At 35.2% G+C, this 20,287-nt stretch carries 15 protein-coding genes; 10 read left to right on the top strand and 5 right to left on the bottom strand.

Annotated features, from left to right (window positions below; translation table 11 throughout):
* Positions 1-45: 45 nt before the first annotated feature.
* Positions 46-792: a succinate dehydrogenase/fumarate reductase iron-sulfur subunit gene (locus IRZ99_RS02770; protein ID WP_194655809.1), complete on the top strand. Its 747-nt coding sequence runs from the start codon at positions 46-48 to the stop codon at positions 790-792.
* A gap of 314 nt (positions 793-1,106) precedes the next feature.
* Here the strand turns inward: IRZ99_RS02770 and IRZ99_RS02765 are convergent, their stop codons facing one another.
* Positions 1,107-1,856 carry a 4-hydroxy-tetrahydrodipicolinate reductase gene (locus tag IRZ99_RS02765; protein ID WP_194655808.1) on the bottom strand — a complete coding sequence of 250 codons (750 nt, stop codon included), beginning with the start codon at positions 1,854-1,856 and terminating at the stop codon, positions 1,107-1,109.
* A 411-nt stretch (positions 1,857-2,267) separates the two neighbouring features.
* Between IRZ99_RS02765 and IRZ99_RS02760 the strand changes: the two genes are divergently transcribed.
* The 9 genes from IRZ99_RS02760 (at position 2,268) to IRZ99_RS02720 (ending at position 12,316) form a co-directional block, all read left to right on the top strand.
* A complete protein-coding gene (locus IRZ99_RS02760) occupies positions 2,268-2,702 on the top strand; it encodes a DUF1810 domain-containing protein (RefSeq protein ID WP_026985386.1) in 435 nt (144 codons plus the stop codon).
* A gap of 125 nt (positions 2,703-2,827) precedes the next feature.
* Complete coding sequence (locus tag IRZ99_RS02755; RefSeq protein WP_194655807.1) at positions 2,828-3,175, top strand: hypothetical protein; 348 nt, start codon at positions 2,828-2,830, stop codon at positions 3,173-3,175.
* Positions 3,176-3,441: 266 nt separating this feature from the next.
* Positions 3,442-4,137 (top strand): ABC transporter ATP-binding protein, encoded by a 696-nt coding sequence (locus IRZ99_RS02750; protein WP_194655806.1) that lies wholly within the window; start codon positions 3,442-3,444, stop codon positions 4,135-4,137.
* Positions 4,138-4,164: 27 nt separating this feature from the next.
* Positions 4,165-6,459 (top strand): TonB-dependent siderophore receptor, encoded by a 2,295-nt coding sequence (locus IRZ99_RS02745; RefSeq protein WP_194655805.1) that lies wholly within the window; start codon positions 4,165-4,167, stop codon positions 6,457-6,459.
* Between the two features lie 5 nt (positions 6,460-6,464).
* Positions 6,465-7,916: a DUF3526 domain-containing protein gene (locus IRZ99_RS02740; RefSeq protein WP_194655804.1), complete on the top strand. Its 1,452-nt coding sequence runs from the start codon at positions 6,465-6,467 to the stop codon at positions 7,914-7,916.
* 1 nt (position 7,917) lies between these two features.
* Complete coding sequence (locus tag IRZ99_RS02735; protein WP_194655803.1) at positions 7,918-9,270, top strand: DUF3526 domain-containing protein; 1,353 nt, start codon at positions 7,918-7,920, stop codon at positions 9,268-9,270.
* Positions 9,271-9,492: 222 nt separating this feature from the next.
* Positions 9,493-10,143 carry a VOC family protein gene (locus IRZ99_RS02730; protein ID WP_194655802.1) on the top strand — a complete coding sequence of 217 codons (651 nt, stop codon included), beginning with the start codon at positions 9,493-9,495 and terminating at the stop codon, positions 10,141-10,143.
* A 64-nt stretch (positions 10,144-10,207) separates the two neighbouring features.
* Positions 10,208-10,606: a tautomerase family protein gene (locus tag IRZ99_RS02725; RefSeq protein ID WP_194655801.1), complete on the top strand. Its 399-nt coding sequence runs from the start codon at positions 10,208-10,210 to the stop codon at positions 10,604-10,606.
* Positions 10,607-10,825: 219 nt separating this feature from the next.
* Positions 10,826-12,316 (top strand): hypothetical protein, encoded by a 1,491-nt coding sequence (locus IRZ99_RS02720; RefSeq protein ID WP_194655800.1) that lies wholly within the window; start codon positions 10,826-10,828, stop codon positions 12,314-12,316.
* A 32-nt stretch (positions 12,317-12,348) separates the two neighbouring features.
* Here the strand turns inward: IRZ99_RS02720 and IRZ99_RS02715 are convergent, their stop codons facing one another.
* From IRZ99_RS02715 to IRZ99_RS02700, 4 genes are all read right to left on the bottom strand, one after another.
* Complete coding sequence (locus IRZ99_RS02715) at positions 12,349-14,343, bottom strand: heavy metal translocating P-type ATPase (RefSeq protein ID WP_194655799.1); 1,995 nt, start codon at positions 14,341-14,343, stop codon at positions 12,349-12,351.
* A 222-nt stretch (positions 14,344-14,565) separates the two neighbouring features.
* The gene (locus IRZ99_RS02710) at positions 14,566-15,819 is read right to left on the bottom strand and encodes an efflux RND transporter periplasmic adaptor subunit (protein ID WP_194655798.1); all 1,254 of its coding nucleotides are present in this window, start codon (positions 15,817-15,819) and stop codon (positions 14,566-14,568) included.
* A gap of 2 nt (positions 15,820-15,821) precedes the next feature.
* Positions 15,822-17,072: a TolC family protein gene (locus IRZ99_RS02705; RefSeq protein ID WP_194655797.1), complete on the bottom strand. Its 1,251-nt coding sequence runs from the start codon at positions 17,070-17,072 to the stop codon at positions 15,822-15,824.
* Between the two features lie 16 nt (positions 17,073-17,088).
* Positions 17,089-20,232 (bottom strand): efflux RND transporter permease subunit, encoded by a 3,144-nt coding sequence (locus IRZ99_RS02700; RefSeq protein ID WP_194655796.1) that lies wholly within the window; start codon positions 20,230-20,232, stop codon positions 17,089-17,091.
* Positions 20,233-20,287 lie beyond the last annotated feature (55 nt).

Below are 20,287 nucleotides of genomic sequence, written 5' to 3'. Positions count from 1 at the left end.
TTTACAACTTGCAAGCAATTCATAATTAACAATTAATAATTAGCTATGAAATTATACCTTAAAATATGGCGACAATTTGATACTTCTTCCAAAGGAGAAATGGTAGATTATGAAATAGACAACGTTTCAGAGCATATGTCTTTTCTTGAAATGCTGGATCTTTTGAACGAATCCCTGATTCACAAGAAAGAACGTGTCATCGAATTTGATCACGACTGCAGAGAAGGAATTTGTGGGCAATGTGGTATTATGATTGACGGACGAGCACACGGACCACTTAAAAATACTACAACTTGCCAGCTTCATATGCGAAGTTTTAAAGATGGCGATACCATATATATTGAGCCCTTTCGCGCCAAAGCTTTTCCTGTTTTAAGAGATTTAAAAATCGATAGAAGCGCTTTTGATAAAATCATTACAGCTGGAGGATTCATTGGAGCTTCAACCGGTCAGGCACCGGAAGCTAATAGTATTCCGATCTCTTACGAAACCGCCGAAGCTTCTTTTGATGCTGCCGCTTGTATTGGCTGCGGAGCCTGTGTAGCGACCTGCAAAAATGCAAGTGCCGCTTTGTTTACGGGTGCTAAAATCACCCATTTAGCTTTGCTTCCGCAAGGAAAAATTGAAGCTTCAAAAAGGGTTTTAACCATGGTTCAACAAATGGATGCAGAAGGTTTTGGAAATTGTTCAGACACCAGAGCCTGCGAAATCGAATGCCCACAGGAAATTTCTATTCTTTCAATCGCAAAAATGAATGCTGAATATACTAAAGCTTTGATTTTTAGAAAGTGAGTTCTTCTAAGGTTCTAAGGTTCTAAGGTTCTAAGGTTCTAAGGTTTCTAAGGTTTCTAAGGTTTCTAAGGTTTCTAAGGTTTCTAAGGTTTCTAAGGTTTCTAAGGTGAAAATTAATAAACTTTGCGACTTCGCGCCTTTGCGTGATTATTTCTGCAGTTTTTTTATTCCCTTCCAAATTTCACGCAAAGGCACAAAGGCGCCAAGTATAAAACTTAAAAAACTTTGCGGCTCCGCGACTTTGCGAGATTAAAAACATTTTCTAAAGTTCAAAAACTTAAAAAAACTTTGTGTCTTAGTGCCTTAGCGGCAAATCACACAGCAAAATAAGGCGATAAAATATCTTCAAAATTATACAACCCTTTTTGTTTGTCTTTAAGGTTTTCGGCAACAAAAACAACGCCGCTTCCAAAAGCTTCTCTTGAGATTGATTCGTGAATTAATCTGACGGTTTGATAAGGAAATCCGAAGATAACTTCATGTTTGCCTACTATTCCTCCTGCTCTTACGGAATTAATATTCTCTTTTTCAACATCTAATGCTTCAGCAATTTTTATTGCGGTTCCCGAAGTTCCTTCTTTCTTTTTAAAATGTTCTTCATTCACTTCAATATCAACCCAGGGTGCAATTTTCTTCAAAAACTTAGCTGCAAAAAGTAAATAATTCACTCCAAGTGTAATATTTGGTGACCAAAAAACGGTGGTTTTAAGCGACAATTTCTTTAATAACTGAAGTTCTTTTTCTTTATAATGAGAAATAGCCGAAATGATTTTAATATTCCTTGTCGCTGCCAGTTCTCCATAATCATAAATTCCTTCATTCGAAGAAAAATCAATAATGACATCAACAGGATGTTTGTCTAAAAGCTCTTCTATTGATGTTTTGGAACTGGAATAAATTAATCCGGGTTCATCTGACTGAATTCCGAAAAATTCCGGAACTGATCTGTGTTCTAAAACGGTACTTTGTCTTAAAACCCACTCTAAGCAGAAATTTTTATTCTCCAGCAGTATTGATGCTACTGATTTTCCAGTCTTTCCGAATCCGATTAGTCCTATTTTCATAATTTATTTTTTTATTTGGGCGAAATACCCGTTAACAGAAATTGACATTTTTTGAAGTTTTTGTCAAGTCTAAAATTCAATTATTATCTAAGCTGATAATTATCCTCTCTTGCTAAAATAGAAATATTATCACAGGAATACTAGTAAAAAGAGGCATTTGTAACAATTAAAACCAGAGTTAATCAGAATAATAGTGCTAAATATTTATTTCCCTATTTCGTAATTAATTACTCTTCTATTATTTTCTTTCTTTAAATAAAGAATTCACAAATTTAGCAGATTAAAAAGTGCTTAATTTTTCATTATCCTATTTTTAGAAAAACCACAATAAAAAAAAGATTTCATAATGTCCAACTAAACAAATTTTAAGTAGTTTTATGGCCTGATTGTCCCAAACAAAATCAGTACATAATGGCCTACAATAACAACGAATTAATGCGTTTTTTAGACGCGCAGAATAAATTATACCTTTCGGCTCTTTCTGAAATCAAAAAGGGCAAAAAAGAGTCTCCATGGATGTGGTTTATTTTTCCTCAGATTAAAGGAATGGCCTCTTGTGATACCTCAAAATTCTACGAAATTAAAAATGCCGATGAAGCAATAGCATTTCTGGAGCATCCCATTCTTGGAAAACATTTGATTGAAATCACTGAAGAATTAATCAAAAACGAAGAAAAAACAGCAACGGATATATTCGGTAATCCTGATGATGAAAAATTACAATCATGTTTGACTTTATTTGCCAGCATTCAAAACTCGGAACCCATATTTCAGGAGGCATTGCATAAATATTTTGACGGATCATCAGACTTTCATACGTTGCAGCTGTTGTACAGCAATCTTTAAAAGTATTGAAAACTTAACTTAAAAATCTCAAAAAGATAAAGTGATTTCCTTTCGTTTCTAATTAAGATAACTATATTTGCAACACTGTTGCGTTTGTTGTAATTCGCATAGTTCTCCCAAAAAGAATGAAAAAGAAAGTTATTATTATTAATTTTTTGATGTCTCTAATGGTATTGTCCGCAATGCTGTTTCAGACGGTCCATTCTTACGAACATCTTTTAACACAATTAACAGAAAAGCACTGTGAACATCATACCAGTGCTAATCAAAAGGAAATAACGCACAGCCATTCCGTTGATACTAAATGTCCTATTTGTCATTTTGCTTTTAGTACTTTTATTCCGAATTCTTTTCAGTCCTTATCTTTTGAAAAAGTACAAATTGAAACTTCTGAAGTATTTTTATATACAAAATCAATTTCAACTTTCTTCAAAGGCAGTCTATTTGCATTAAGAGCACCTCCTGCTCTTTAAGCATTACCTTCAACATTTTATAAAAGCCATACTTGTTTGTCCATTTTCTAGATCTGGACGAAAGAAAACTGTATTTATACCCCTTATCCAAATTATCGATAAGTTATAAAACGGCATTTTTTAAATGTTGAAATAAAGCTATTGTATTAGCTTCATACATCATCCTTCTTTTTCCGAAAAACACGATAAAGCACTGTTTACGAACAGAATGCTTCTGTCATTTTACGGTTTCTATTCATTCAAACTCATAATTTAAACAATAAACTATGCTTACAGCTGAGAATCTGACTAAAAAATATGGCGATCAAATCGCTCTTAATAAACTGAATCTAACAATTAAAGAAGGAGAAATTTTCGCTCTTTTAGGTCAAAACGGAGCAGGAAAAACGACTACTATCAATCTGTTTCTGGGCTTCATTGAACCTACGAGTGGAGAACTGGAAATTAATGGTGTTTCAGTAGCTGAAAATGCTCAGGAAACAAAAAAATTCGTTGCATACATTCCCGAAACAGTAATGCTTTATCCGAATCTTACCGGTATGGAAAACCTGAAGTTTTTCTCGTCTTTGGCCGGATTTAAATATTCTAATGGAGAATTAACTTATTTCCTAAGCAAAGCTGGACTGCAAGCATCGGCACATCAGCAACCTCTTGGTGGTTATTCAAAAGGAATGCGTCAGAAAGTGGGCATTGCCATTGCTATTGCCAAAAAAGCGAAGGTTCTCTTGTTAGATGAGCCTACCAGCGGTCTAGATCCAAAGGCTTCTAACGAATTCTCCCAGATTCTAAAAGAACTTTCAGCGGACGGAACTGCTATTTTAATGGCTACACATGACATTTTCAGGGCACGTGAAGTTGCCACCCATATTGGAATTATGAAACAAGGTAATCTCGTCACCATTATTGAGGCTGAGAAAATATCTGCAAATGAATTGGAAGCGCTTTATTTACAAACTGTTTAAAGGGAAAAGAGTTTCCATCAACCTAAAATGAAAAATCTACTTTCCTTTCTATTCTTATTCATAAGTGCGCAAAACCTGCATTCGCAAAGCATCAGCAAAAAAGTTAAAGACAGCATTGCTCAGGACTCCATTCAAATGGAAAAAAATGAATTACAAACAGTCGAAATCATTGGCCGTTCGACACGAAAATACAACAGCGACTACTCTTTTTCTGCTACAAAAACAGCAGCATTAAATAAAGATATTCCACAATCTATTTCGACCATTACCAAAGAATTAATTGCAGATAAAGGTGCTTTTTATTTGGCAGATGCCGTAAAAATGGCCAGTGGTGTTATTCCGGCCAGCTATTACAATCAATATACGATTCGTGGTATAAGTCAAAATGAAGAGGGCCAAATTATTAACGGAATGCGAACCAGACAATATTACTTTCTACAGCCTTTGACAACTAATATCGAACGCATAGAAGTTATAAAAGGACCTTCGAGTGCCACATTCTCGTCTGTAGATCCGGGTGGAAGCATCAATATGGTGACCAAAAAACCTTTGGCGACAGATCGAAAAGAAGTGAGTCTAAGCGTTGGCAGTTTCAGCACACTTCGAGGAACATTAGATTTTACAGGGCCGTTAAACGAATCAAAAACACTTTTATATCGCGTAAATGGTGCTTATCAGGAAGCAAAATCGTTTCGGGATCTGGTCAACAATAAGTCATTTCTGCTATCACCCTCTTTCAGTTATATCCCGAATGAAAAAACAGCTATTAATACAGAATTAATTTTAAGCAGTATGAACGGCAATCTGGATCGGGGTCAGCCTATTTTTGGTGCCGTGGCGGGAAAAACCGATTTAAACAAAACGCCAATCAGCTTAAATTTAGGTGCTGCGAGTGATTTTTTCAAATCAAAAGAAATGATTTTGATGACCAATTTTGCACATAAATTCAATTCTAAAATTGGTTTTAATGCTTCTTATATGAAACAAACCTGGACAGAAGATCTTCAGGAACACAGAACCACAAATGCTTTTGCAGTTGATATGAATAATAAGCCGGTAACAAGTCTGGCCATGATGCAGTTTGTTCAGCGCGAGCAAAATTGGGATATTGATAACTTAAGTGCTTATTTAAATTTTGATTTTAAAACGGGAAAACTGAACCATAAACTACTGACAGGATATAATTTAAGCAGTTGGAACAAAAATAAAGGCGGCGGGCAAAATGCGGCACGTGGTTATCTATTAAAAGACGGAACTATAGCCGGTTCATTTATTCCGGCAAATGCCGATAATTACCAGACTACCACTATTGATGGCGTTGTAATGCCGAAACCCAATGTAGATTATTTTAATTTAAATAATCCGTCTTATAAAATCACAAGTGCTGACGATTATACTTTAAATGTTCGAACTGCTTTGCCATCGGCTTTAACCACAACAAACGCCCTTTATATTCAGGATCAGATTCAATGGCAAAGAATTACCTTTTTACTAGGCCTGCGACAAGAATGGTTTGAAGATATTACCAACTACGAATCAAATAATGAATTGACCGTAAAGAAATCGGCTTTACTGCCGAGAGTTGGGATCACTTACGCCATAAACAAAGCCATAAACGTTTACACTACTTATCTTGAAGGTTATCAGCCACAATCGAATACCGTTACTTTAATGCCGCAAACAGGTACTTTGCCTGCGGGAAGTTTATTTGATCCATTGGAAAGCAATTTAAAAGAAGTAGGCTTAAAAGCCGTCTTTCTTAATAATACGATGAGTTTTAATGCTGCATTTTATGAAATCAATCAGCGTAATATTTTGATGAATGCTAATGATCCAGCCAATCCGGACTTATTAGTAACAAGAGGCGCTGAGCGCAGCCGTGGTTTTGAATGTGATCTGGCTGGATATATTACACCGCAGTGGCAGATTAATGCTTCTTACAGTTTCATTGACGCTGAGATAATCAATGATCAGAACCTTGCACTTATTGGTGCACGAAAGCAAAATACACCAAAAAATAGCGCCAATTTATGGACACGCTACAACTTTGCTGCAGAGACTGTTTTAAAAGGTTTTGGCGTTGGTTTCGGTATGCAATATCAAAGCAGCAAAATACCTTGGTTTACAAGAGATTTCACACTTCCAGATTTTACGATTTTTGACGCTGCTTTGTATTATAAACCAAATAATAGCAATATTCAAATTGCGGTCAATGCAGGCAATTTATTTAATAAAACGTATTGGTTAGGCGCTCAAAACTATTTGAGATTGTTTCCCGGAAGTCCGCGAAACGCAAACCTGACTGTAACTTATAAATTTTAATTGGCATGAAATCCATACATATAGAACTTTTAATAGCAAAACATCTAAGAAATACGGTTTTTAAAAATTCGGCCGTATTTATAATCTCACTATTTATTGGTGCTCTCTTATTATTTGCAGCGCTATCGGGTTGGAAAAACTACAACAGCCAAAACGAAACCAGTGAAAAATACCAGCATCAGTCGCGGGAAGACTGGCTGAGCAATCCGGATAAAAATCCCCATCGGATGGCGCACTATGGAAATTTTGCCTTTCGTAAAAGCACGTCTTTAAGTGTTTTTGAATTTGGAATGGAGCCTTTTTTCGGGAATGCCATATTTCTTGAAGCGCACAAACAAAACACAGCCAATTTCTCTGAAGCAGGATTCTCCAACAGTATTATGCGTTTTGGAGAAATTAGTATTGCAATGGTTTTTCAGGTTTTATTACCACTGTTGATTTTTTTCCTCGGATTTAATTCGGTCGCATCCGAAAGAGAAAACGGAACATTGAAACTTCTTTTAAGTCAGGGAATCAGTTGGAAACAGCTTTTATTTGGAAAAATACTTGGGGTAGCGAGCGTTATTATGATACTTTTTATACCTGCAGTTTTAGTACTTATTTTAGTTTGGATGCTCCTTCAAAACTTTACCATTTCAACGGATGAAACGATAAAATTGCTATTGTTCATTCTCTTTCATTTTCTTTACCTGTTGTTTTTCTGCGCCATTGCTGTTCTGATTTCTGCTTTAAGCAAAACATCAAAAAAAGCGCTGATTTCCTTAATTGGAATTTGGCTACTCTTTACTATTATTTTGCCGAGAACAACACAGGCCGTTGGCGCTTATATTTTTGAAGCACCTTCGAAAGTGCAATTCAACAGTAATATTGAAAAAGATATTCTGAAACAGGGCGACAGCCATAACCCAAATGATCCGCATTATAAAGCAATCAAAGATTCCTTATTTCGTGCTTATAAAGTAGATTCGGTACAGAAACTTCCGTTTAATTATTCCGGTTTTATTATGACCGAAGGAGAAAAAATCAGCTCAAAAATTTATAATCAGCACTTGGAAGATTTACTTCAAATTTATGAAAGGCAAAATAGTTTTTCGAAAGCCGTTTCGTTCCTAAACCCTTATATCGCCATGAAAAATTTATCAATGGGATTATCCAACACGGATTACGATTCTTACATCGATTTTCAAAAACAAGCCGAAAATTACCGTTATAATATGGCGCAAAAAATGAATGCGTTACAAATTAAATATATCAGTAATAAAAAGCCGGAACCAACAGATAAACCACTCACAATTGACAAAGACCATTGGGCCGATATTGATTCTTTTCATTATGATCCAAAAGGAATTCTGGCCGTTTTAAAAACTGAAATTCTTTCTATTATCTCACTCATTCTCTGGATTATCCTGCTTTTTATCTTCCTTAAAATAGCAGCTAAAAACCTTAAAGCCATCTAATATGTTAGTATTATTATTTAAAAATTTCATACGCTCGAAAGGAACCAAAATTGGTTTGCTTTTTTTACTGCTCATTGGTTTTATAAGCCTTTTAATTGGTCGTCAATTCCAACAAAAACAGCAGCAAAATATAGCAGAAACAGCGCTTTATCAAAAAGAAAACATTGCACGAAATGCGGCTTTTCATAAAGATGAAATGGGGCTCTTGTTGTATTACATAAAATTTTCGCTGGTCAATAAAACATTACCCATAAACAGTCTGGCCATCGGACAACGTGATGTAAATCCGTCGATACAAAGTGTCACGATTCGTGGTTTGGAAGCACAGAAATATGATTCGGAGTTAAATAATCCAAATAATCTGTTGGCGGGAAATCTCGATTTTGGTTTTGTGCTTATTTATCTTTTTCCGCTTTTGATTATCGCCTTTTCGTATAATATCATTTCCGAAGAAAAGGAAAGCGGTACATGGAAAATTGTTGCCACACAGAGTTCCAATATAAATTTCTATATCCTAAAATTGTTTTACATCCGAATAGTAAGCCTAATTGCGGTGCTTACCGTTGTACTCACTATTGCAGCGTTTTTTCTGAATATTCCGTTAGATCAATCGTTGCTTGCCTTTTACGGACTTGGTATTTTATATATTCTTTTTTGGTTTTCGGTCTGTTTCTTTATTGTTTCACTACAAAAAAATTCAAACTTCAATGCTGTAATTTTATTGACTATCTGGCTTTTTATGATTATCATATTACCTGCAGTTATTAACTCTTATATTGTCAATAAATACCCTGTTCCGGAGGCTTTAGAACTAACTTTAAAACAAAGAAACGCCTATCATGAAAAATGGGATATGGATAAACAAATTACACTTGACAAATTCTACACGCATTATCCACAATTTAAACACTATCCTTTACCAAACACCGAATTCAGCTGGCTTTGGTATTACGCGATGCAGCAAATGGGCGACGACGAATCGGCAATTCAATCCAGAGAATTGGAGTTGAAACTAAAACAGCGCAATCGGGCCAGCAAACTTATAGCGCAGTTTGTACCAACGCTTCATACGCAAATACAACTGAACGAGATTGCTAAATCTGATCTGGAAAATCAGCTTTTATTTTTAAAGGAAACCAAGCAATTTCATGAAAAATTGCGATTGCATTTTTATCCTAGAATATTCGACAATGCTCCCGTAAATCAGGAAAAATGGGAGGAATTTAAGATTGAAACTTTTAATGATAACTCAAAATTAGATTTTGCAAAAGCGTTGCTTCCTTTGCTCCTGTTCAATTTAATTTTAATGAGTTTTGGCTGGCTAAACTTCAATAGAAAAAAGCAAATTTTCTAAGTTTTTCAGTTCATTATAATTGATATAAAGCCTATTTCATTAATTTGAAATAGGCTTTTTTCAAAAATAGCATTGCCAGCTCTTGTCTCTTTGCTACATCTTCATAATAATTTACTATCCACGCATTGAAGTTTAAAATAGGTCCTTAACAAAATTTAAATTATCATTTTTTAAATTTGTTTGAAACGAAAAGAACTCTGCTCTTCTCAAAATAGACCCGTTATGAAGCTCCAGCAAATTCAAATTCAAACCAACAATATTCAAGATACTGAGACATTCTATAACGATATTCTTGGTCTTAAAATCCTTGAAAAAAAGTCTGACTCCCTCACTATTCAGGCGGGAAGTTCGATTTTAAAATTTATTGAAAACCCTGAATTTGATTCTATTTATCATTTTGCTTTTAATATTCCTGAAAACAAACTGGAAGAGGCCATTCAATGGTGTGCTGACAAAGTCGATTTGATAATCATTCAGGACAAACGCATCATTGCCAACTTTGAAACCTGGAATGCCAATGCTGTTTATTTTTATGATAATAATGGGAATTTACTGGAGTTTATTGCCAGACATGATCTGGATAATTTTCAAATAAAGGAATTTAGTTCTAAATCAATATTAAACATTAGCGAAATTGGTATTATTGACGAAAACCCAATGGAATTAGGTGCAGAATTAATAGAAGAATATGGGTTGTTTTTTTTTGCTAAAAATTACAATAGTGAAAATTTTGCTGCGATTGGCGATGATGAAGGTTTGCTTATTATAGTAAAACCATATCGAAATTGGTATCCAACTGAAATTCCCTCAAAAAGCAATAAAATAGATCTTAGAATTGAAAATAAAGGCGCTAAGATTGAATTAAGTTTTTAATCCATTTCTTATTTTTAAAGGTTTATAATTCTTTATTTTTACAGAAAACAAAAACTACACAAAAATGCCGTTTGTCAGAATCAGTCTTCCGAAGAAACTTTCATTGGAAACAAAAAATACCATTTCAGAATCGATTCATCAATCCTTAATAGAAGAATTTCATATTCCGAAGGATGATTATTTTCATGTTATTGAAGAACTGGAAAATCATCAAATAAAATATCCGGAGAGTTATCTCGGAATTTCACATTCAGAACAAATCGTTTATGTTCAAATCATTGCCGGACAAGGAAGGACATTGGAACAGAAGAAGAAATTGTATCATCAAATCGCAACCAGAATTTCGTCTTCAACCCCAATTTTGATAAACAATGTTATCATTGTTTTACTGGAAAATAATGGACTTGAGAATTGGTCTTTTGGGAATGGCGAAATTCAGGAACCAAAACATTTGAAGAAGTAATTAAAAACATAAACATTTATTTCATTTATTTGATATTACTTTTTCATTCAGAAAATTGTAAAAAGAAACAATTCTCATTATTCATTTAACGACAATATGGCAAATCTGCTTAAGATAATAGTGTTCCTTATTTTTTTAAAATCAATTGGTCTTAATGCGCAATCTGAAAATAGTGCTTTACAAAATTTACTTGAAAATAAATTGCTTGAAAATAAAGATTTGAAAGACTTCAAAAAGTTTCAGGAGAAAATTGAAACCAAAACTAACGCCACTTATTTATATTGTTTATTTCAAATCGAATACAAAAAATTGACAGGAAATTTCTATTCTGATTTTTTTAGCCATAACATTTTTGAAAACACTAAATTAACGACAGAAGAACAGAAAAAAGAAAATCTTGAACTTAGTGCGTATTTATCAAAACTGAAAAAGTCCGAACTTATTAATGAAAAACAGTATTTGGAATTTCAGAAAAAAATAAATGACAATTTTTATACCTACCAACTTCAATTAATAAATGAAATTGCAAACCAATCACTTAAGGCAGATTATATGTCTTCTGATAAACTTAAAAAATTTGCTAACAAACTTAGGGATAATGGAATAGTTGGCCTTCAATATGACAATCTCATCATCGCAATAGAAAATGAAAAAATCGAAAATCCAATTGACTTTCTTTCATATTGTAATAAGTCGGTAATTATTAATTTAAATAATTATCCAACTGAACCAGTAAAATATCTGGAACTTATCCATAAAGAAACAGCAGGGACAATTCCCGAATTGGCTTTTACTAATTTTGATTTTCAAATTGAACTCGATAATGAAATGCCTGATGATGACAGTAAATTTTATAATTTTATTGTTTCCCTTCAATCAAATGAGAAAAAATACAAACAGAAAAGTTTTTATAATCTTTACACACCAAGTAAAAACAAATATTCTAATGGTAAAATAGATTCTCAGGAATATTATAAAATATTCAACAAAATTTTGGCTGATCAGCATTCTGCATACAGACTTCATGAGGTTAAAACCTATAACGGAAGAGCTATTAATGATGAAATTTTTGGAATAATCGCTTTGACAAGAGAACAAGAAAAAGTCCTTCAGGAATCTGATTCTTATTTTAGACCTAGTTATGAAGACTTTAAAAGCAAGCCAACCACCGAACAAATTGAAAAGGCAATCGAAGAGTACACTAAAATTGGTCTATTTTCACATCTGTCACCTACTCAAATTAATGAAGCAAAAGAAAAAGTTTCGATGCAGGAAAACAGAAGTTATAACGAAGTTTTGTCTGCTTTTGCAAACATGATATATTGGTACGACACAGAACTTTCCAATCTTGAAGATCCCTATGCAGAACTTCTAAAAGAATTAGCCAAAATTTCAAATAATGAATTCAATCCAGTAAACATTTCAAATATTTTTGATATTGAAAAAAGTAAAAAAACAACTTTAAAATTTAAAATAGGAAATAAATCGTATTCTAAAACTTTCAAAATAAATGATGATTGGATCGATGTAGATTTCTTTGAATTTTTAAAATCCGTTTTAGTCGAAAATAAAATTAAGGGGCATTTCTATGATTTATTTACAGGGGGACAAGACGCACAAGTTGTTTATCTCACAAAACAACAATACGACTATTTACATGAAAATAGACTTCTAGTTTTTTCTGATCAAGAATGGACTGACGAAGACTAATAAAATCATTCCTCGATCAGTCAATTATAGCTCTAAAACTTCATCTTCTGAATTCTCCCCGCATTTAAAATCGCCAACAGCGCCACGCCAACATCAGCAAAAACAGCTTCCCACATGGTTGCGAGACCGCCGGCACCTAATATCAGCACAAAGGCTTTTACTACAAAAGCCAAAGTAATATTTTGCCAGACAATCTTTTTGGTTTGTTTTCCGATGTTGATTGCCATCGGAATTTTACTTGGTTTATCATCCTGAATAACAATATCTGCGGTTTCAATGGTGGCATCGCTTCCTAAACCGCCCATCGCAATTCCGACCGTACTTAGAGCAATTACAGGAGCATCATTTACGCCATCGCCAACAAAAGCTACAGTTTGATTTTTAGCTTTAATTTCGTTGAGTTTATTGACTTTATCTTCCGGAAGCAAATCTCCAAAAGCATTTGTGATTCCAAGTTTTCGGGCTACAAACTGTACTACATTTGTTTTATCACCACTTAACATCGTTACTTTGACGCCTAATGCTTTTAATTTATTGACCGCTTCCTGAGCATCTTCTTTAATTTCATCTGCAATGGTTAAGTAACCAGCAAATTTCTTGTTATAAGCAATCGCAATTGTCGTGTAAACTACTTCATTCGGATCTAAATCATATTTAATACCGAATTTATCCATTAATTTGAAATTTCCAACGTGCAATTCTTTTCCGTTGATTTCGGCTTTTAAACCATGACCTGAAATTTCTTCTACATTTTTCAATTCAATTGCAGCATCAATTTCACCTACGTAATTGTGAATTGCCGTCGCCACTGGATGTGTACTTTGACTTTCTAAAGCATTAACCATTTTAAGTATTTCTCCTTTATCGACATCGTGATATATAATTACTTCCTGAACCTTAAAAACGCCTTCTGTCATGGTACCGGTTTTATCCATTACAACATTTTGAATTGTCGAAATACTGTCCAGAAAATTACTTCCTTTAAAAAGGATTCCATTTTTACTTGCTGCTCCAATTCCCCCAAAATAACCAAGCGGAATACTGATAACTAAGGCACAAGGACAGGAAATTACAAGAAATACCAAAGCTCTGTAAAGCCAATCACTAAAAACATAATTATTAACAAAAAGCATTGGCAACAAACAAATGGCAATGGCCAAATACACTACAATTGGTGTATAGATTTTGGCAAATTTCCGAATAAACAATTCAGCCGGTGCTTTTTTAGTTGTCGCATTCTGAACCATTTCAAGGATTCTGGACAATTTACTGTCTTTATAATCGGTTGTAACTTTTACCTGCGCGATTGTATTTCCGTTAATCATTCCGGCCAAAACAGTTTCTCCTTTTACTTTGGTCGCAGGTTTACTTTCACCGGTAAGAGCTGCAGTATTAAACGAAGCGTTATCAGACAATAATTCTCCATCTAAACCTAATTTTTCTCCAGCTTTTAGCTGAATAATTGATCCAATTTTAGCATCAGACGCTTTGGCCTTTGTCGCTACATTATTTTCTAAAATAGTGACTTCATCCGGACGCTGATCTAGTAAACTTTTAATATTCGATTTAGCTCGTGCGACTGCCAGTCCCTGAAAGTTTTCTCCAATAGTATAAAACAGCATAACTGCAACACCTTCAGGATATTCTCCAATGGCAAAAGCACCGATTGTAGCAATGCACATCAGGAAAAATTCTGAAAAGACATCCCCTTTCATAATACTTTCGTAAGCTTCTTTCAAAACCGGAAGTCCAACCGGCAAATAAGCAATGATATACCAGCCAATTCTAACATAACCCGAAAACCAGTTTTGCGGAAAGTAATTGTCAAGCCCAATTCCGATTAATAATAAAACAAATGAAATTATCGCAGGCAAAAACATTTGAAACAAACTGCCATCAGCATTATGTTCGTGATCATGATCGTGATCGTGTCCGTCATTTTCGACATGATGGTGCTCTTCATGAGCTGAACAGCAACCGGATTGGTTCTTTTTCTTTTTAATTATTTTTTCATCTGTATGTTCCATAGGGAAGTTTCAAGTTTTTTTGTTTCAAGTTTCAAGTTTTATGTTGATGCCTGGATTGGATCTAAAATCCGCGTCATCCACGTTCTAAATGAAACACTTTCTAAAGTTACATATTTTACGACAATTGTTTTTATCTAATATTTTTTTATTTAATCGCGCAAAGGCGCTAAGTCGCAAAGTTTCTCAACTTGAAACTTGAAACCTTAAACAAAGAAAACTATTTTAATGTTCATGCTCGCCCCCGCCTTTCATCGCAGACAACAAATAAAAAGCACCTTCTGTAACGACTTTAGCATTCGGAGCAATTTCATCTACAAACTTCAATTCTGTAAAACCTAAATCAGTCGTTCCCGGAATAACTTCTATGGCTTTAAAATGAATTTCTTTCTCGTGATTTTCTTCTTTGCCGGTTTGTTTTTCCTGATGTTCTGCTTCCTCTACAAAAACAAAATATTTATCGGCATTTCGAACTACAGCGTCTTTTGGCAAGGCAGGAACAGTCGCATTGGTGATGTTGATATTGGCAGAAACATACATTCCCGGAATCAGTCCTTTGGCATCTGCTGATTCGATCTTGGCGTGAACGGCAACCGTTTTGCTTTCATTTGAAAAGGATTTATTGATTCCGAATATCTTTCCTTTAATTGATTTATTGGATTGATTCGTCAACACAAAATCAATTACCTGTCCCACTGAAATTGATCCTAAATCTTTCTCGTAAACATTCAGATCCAAATGCATTTGGCTGTTATCAACCACTTCAAACAACGAAACTCCTGTTTGAGCATAAGCACCTTTTGCAATACTTATTTTACCGACGTAACCGTTTATTGGCGCCACGATTGGTACTAGTGACGTGCTTCCTTTTGTGCTTACATGTAAAGCATCTAATTTGTTCTTCGCTGCTTGTAATCTTGCCCTCTCTGCCGCTAATCTCGCCTTTACTTCCTGAAACGTTTTCCTCGGATTTACATTTTCGTCGCTCAATGTTTTCTGGCGATTGTATTCCAATTGCAAATATTCGATATTGGCCGTAGCCGAATGATATTCTTCCTGCATTTCGATTACTTCCAAATTTTGAATCGTAGCCAACACTTTTCCTTTATTGACAAAAGTGCCTTCCAAAACAAAAATATCTTTCACGGTTCCACCAATTAAAGTCGAAACTTCAGCGGAGTTTTGTGGCGGAACAGTCGTGTATCCGTTGGCTTTGATGACTTTATTGAGGTTTCTGTTTTCAATAAAACCGGTTTCAATGCCAATAGTTTTGTATTGAGAAGCGGTTAAAGCAACTTCTGTCTGTGATTTTTCTTCTTCGTGTGTTTCTTCCTCTTTCTTTTCATTGCAGCTGGTGAACGTAACCGCAAGGAACGCAAAGAGGAAAAAGCGCAAAGCACGCAAGGAAATTACACGTTGCGACCTTTGCGTAAACTCCCTAGCGTTCTTTGCGGTTAAGCTATTTAATATATTTTTCATTTTTAATTATTTTTGATGGTTGGAAATTGAAGTTCGATGGCACTTTGATTGTAATTATGAGTCGCCTCAGCATATTGTTTTTTAATATCAATAGCCTGATTTAAAAAACTGATGTACGACCAATAACTCATATCGCCATTGGCATAACTTTTTTGTGCCGTACTGATAATCTGATCAGCATATTGCAAACCTTCATTCTGATAGTAATCGAGTGCTTTTTGTTGTTTTGCAAAGTTGTTTTGCAATTCCTGCTGTTGCAGATTCAATGTTAATTTGTTTTTATCCAAAGCCAATTGCGACTGTGAAATACTGATCTCAGAAGCTTTGGCTTTTGCCGAGTTTACTCCGCCAAACAACGGAATCTGTAAACCTGCCGTAAAACCCTGATACAACCAATCAGTGTTGATGCTTTGAGCAAAATAACCTAAACCTAATTTTGGCGTTCTCATCGCTTTGTAGGTGTTGCTTTCCTTCTGATAAACCGAAATCTGTTGTTGATAATAATCGGTCAATAAACCTTCTGCTTTCGAATTTCCTTCTTCTTTCATAATAGCATATTGTAAAGCTATTTTTTCATCCGGAATAATGTTTTCATTTGTTTGAACAAAAAACTGCAATTGTTTTTGGTAGATCGCCAAATCGTATTCTAATTGTGCTTTCTGCGTCTCAATTTCTTTTACTTTCGCTTTGGCACTGATGACTTCAATATTTCCGCTTTCTCCGGTTTTAAAACGCAATTCGGCATTCTTTAGAAATTTGATGTAAATTTCATTTAATTCCGAATTTAATCTTTGAATTGAAACGCCGTACAAATATTGATAATACGCCAATGTTACCGCCTTTTCAATTTCATAAGAAGATAACGCTTTTCGTTTTTCGGCCAGTTTTACCAATTCTTCCTGCAATTGTCGATTCGCTTTTGTAATATTTCCTATTGGGAAGTATTGCTGAACTGAGACGTTATGGTCAAAATCGGCACTATTGAATTGCCCGCCCTGGTATTGTACCTGGAGCGGATCTGCCTGAAATGCAGTCTTTTTTAGAACGGTTTGTTTTTCGATTTCTTTATCGGCAATTTTTAAATCGATGTTGTTTGATTTTGCAAGTTCTATTGCTTTTTCTAAGCTGATTGCTTGTTGGGCTTGTGCAAACGTACCGACTAATAGGAACGTTCCTAACCGCAAAGTGCGCAAGGTTTTTTGCGCGAAGTTCGCGAAGGGGTTTGGGCTGAATATATATATTGAGTTTTTCATTTTCTTTAATTTTTACTTAGCGTTCATTGCGTAAATCTTTGCGCTCTTTGCGGTTAAGTCCACGTTCCAATAATAAATACAGAATTGGCAAAACGATTAGTGTCAATAATGTCGCTGAAACTAAACCTCCAATAACCACAGTTGCCAAAGGTTTCTGCACTTCTGCTCCACCGCTTGTGGACAATGCCATTGGCAAAAATCCTAACGAAGCCACAGCCGCAGTCATTAAAACCGGACGTAATCTCGTTTTGGTTCCGATTAAAACTCTTTGTAACGGATCGAGTATTCCTTCTGCTTTTAATTGATTGAAATACGAAATCAGTACAATTCCGTTTAAAACGGCAATTCCGAATAAGGCAATAAAACCAATTCCGGCTGAAATACTAAACGGCATGCCTCGCATCCAAAGGGCAAAAACACCTCCAATGGCCGATAATGGAATGGCGGTAAAAATTAATGCTGCTTGTTTGAAGCTGTTGAAAGTCAGATATAATAAAATCAATATTAATCCCAATGCAATAGGTAATGCAACCATTAATCGATTGGTAGCTTTGACCAAATTCTCAAATTGACCGCCGTAGGTTACATAATATCCAGAAGGAAGATTAAAATCTCGTACTAATCGCTCCTGAATTTCCTCAACAACACTTTTAATATCGCGTCCGCGGACATTTAATCCAACAGTAATTCGGCGTTTCCCATCTTCACGCGTAACCTGAACCGGGCCTTGCTCGTAATCAACTGAAGCAACCTGAGAAAGCGGAACCTGCTGTCCGTTCGGTAGCGGAATAAACAAATTGCTGACATCGCTAATATCAGCACGATTGTCCTGATTCATTCTCACGACCACATCAAACCTTTTGCTTTCTTCGTAGATTTTTCCGGCACTTTCTCCTGCAAATGACGAACGAATAATTTGGTTGATATCTGAAATATTCAATCCGTATAAAGCGATTTTATTGTAATCGTATTTGATTGTAATCTGTGGTAAACCGGTTACTTTATCGGCTTTTAAGTCACCGATTCCTTCAATATCTTTAATTCTTGAGATTAGTTCTTTTGCTTTTGCATCCAGAATCTCTAAATCATCTCCAAAAATTTTGATGGCAATATCACTTCGGCTTCCCGTCATTAATTCGTTAAAACGCATCTGAATCGGCTGTGAAATCTCAATATTGGCACCGGGAATGATTTCCATTTCTTCTTTCATGGCATTGGCCAAGTCTTCCCAATTATCGTATTTGCCTTTCCATTCCTTTTTGTCTTTTAGCACAATAATCAAATCGCCGCTTTCAATGGGCATTGGATCGGTTGGAATTTCTCCACTTCCAATTTTGGTCACAATCGTTTTGATTTCAGGGAATTTAGCTTTCAGTAACTTCTCATATTTAGTAGTCGTTTCTACCATCTGCGTAAGCGAACTTCCTGTCATAATGGTGGCATTTATTGCCAAATCGCCTTCTTCAATAGTCGGAATAAATTCACCGCCCATACTATTAAAAACTAACCATGCAATGGCAAATAAACCCACTGAGATTCCCAGAACTATCTTTTTAAACTGTAGTGCTTTCTCTAAAAATGGTCTGTATAAATTCTCCAGCCAAACCATCATTCGGTCACTGAAATTGGTTTTGTGTTCTGTATTTTTTGAAAGGAATAACGCACTCATCATTGGTACATAGGTCAATGAAAGCACAAAGGCACCAATTACAGCAAATCCAACCGTCATTGCCATTGGCTTGAACATTTTGCCTTCGGTACCAATTAAAGCCAGAATTGGAAGATATACTATAAGAATAATGATTTCTCCAAAAGCGGCACTATTCCTGATTTTTGAAGCCGAATTGTAGACTTCAATGTCCATTTCTTCTTGCGAAAGCTCTTTTTTTCTTTTGAGTTTTTGCAGATGATGCATCGTTGCTTCTACAATAATAACAGCTCCATCGACTATAATTCCGAAATCAATTGCCCCAAGACTCATTAAATTTCCGCTTACGCCAAAGGCATTCATCAAGATCACGGCAAAAAGCATGGCTAGGGGAATAACAGAAGCAACAATCAACCCTGCACGTAAGTTCCCTAGAAATAAAATCAGCACAAAAATGACGATTAATGCTCCTTCTAAAAGGTTTTTTGTAACTGTTCCGATGGCATTATCGACTAATTTCCCTCTGTCAATAAAAGCCTCTGCAACCACTCCTTCCGGCAGACTTTTGTTAATCTGAATCATTCTTTCATGAATTCGGTTGACTACGGCGCTGGAATTTTCTCCTTTTAACATCAAAACCAAACCCGAAACAATTTCTCCTTTTCCATCTTTGGTTGACGCACCATAGCGCAACGCAATTCCTTCACGGACTTCGGCTACATCACGGACTAAAACAGGCGAACCATTGCGGTTTTTAACTACAACATTCCCCAAATCATTTATTCCTTTCGCCATTCCGACACCTCGAATAAAATAGGCATATTGATCTTTTTCGATATAAGCTCCCCCAGTATTTTGATTGTTTTTTTCTAAAGCATCAAAAATTTCGGTAATCGTAACACCAAGACTGTTTAATGTATTTGGGTTTACCGCAATTTCATATTGTTTTAGCTTTCCTCCCCAGGTACTAATGTCGGCAACACCTTTAATTCCTTGTAGTTGCGGAATAATAATCCAATCCTGAATAGTTCTTAATTGTATCGCATCGTATTTGTTTTCATAGCCTTTTTTGGCATAAACATCATATTGGTAAATTTCGCCTAAACCAGTTGTAATAGGAGCTAATTCAGGCGAACCTGCATAAGCAGGAATGTTTTCTTCGGCTTGTTTTAAGCGTTGAAATATTTGCTCTCTGGCCCAATAAATATCGACATCGTCTTCAAAGACGACAGTTACGACAGACAATCCGAAGCGGGAAATACTACGCAGTTCAATAATATTGGGAACTGTTTTTACAGCCTGTTCCAGCGGATAAGTGATCAATTGTTCCACTTCCTGACTGGCTAAAGTTGGAGCTGTTGTAATGATCTGCACCTGATTATTGGTGACATCAGGAAGAGCATCCAACGGCAAATTTTTAAGCGAATAGCTTCCCCATGCAATCAATACAAGGGTAAATAACAGTATAAAGAACTTATTCTTTATACTGAACTGTATAATTTTATCTAACATTTGAATATATAATGACGTGAGAAATTAGACAAAGTTTGTCTATTCATTTTGTGAA

It is taken from the genome of Flavobacterium sp. LC2016-12 (assembly GCF_015351595.1).
GTDB lineage: Bacteria > Bacteroidota > Bacteroidia > Flavobacteriales > Flavobacteriaceae > Flavobacterium.
This window is presented reverse-complemented; position numbering and strand designations above follow the sequence as displayed.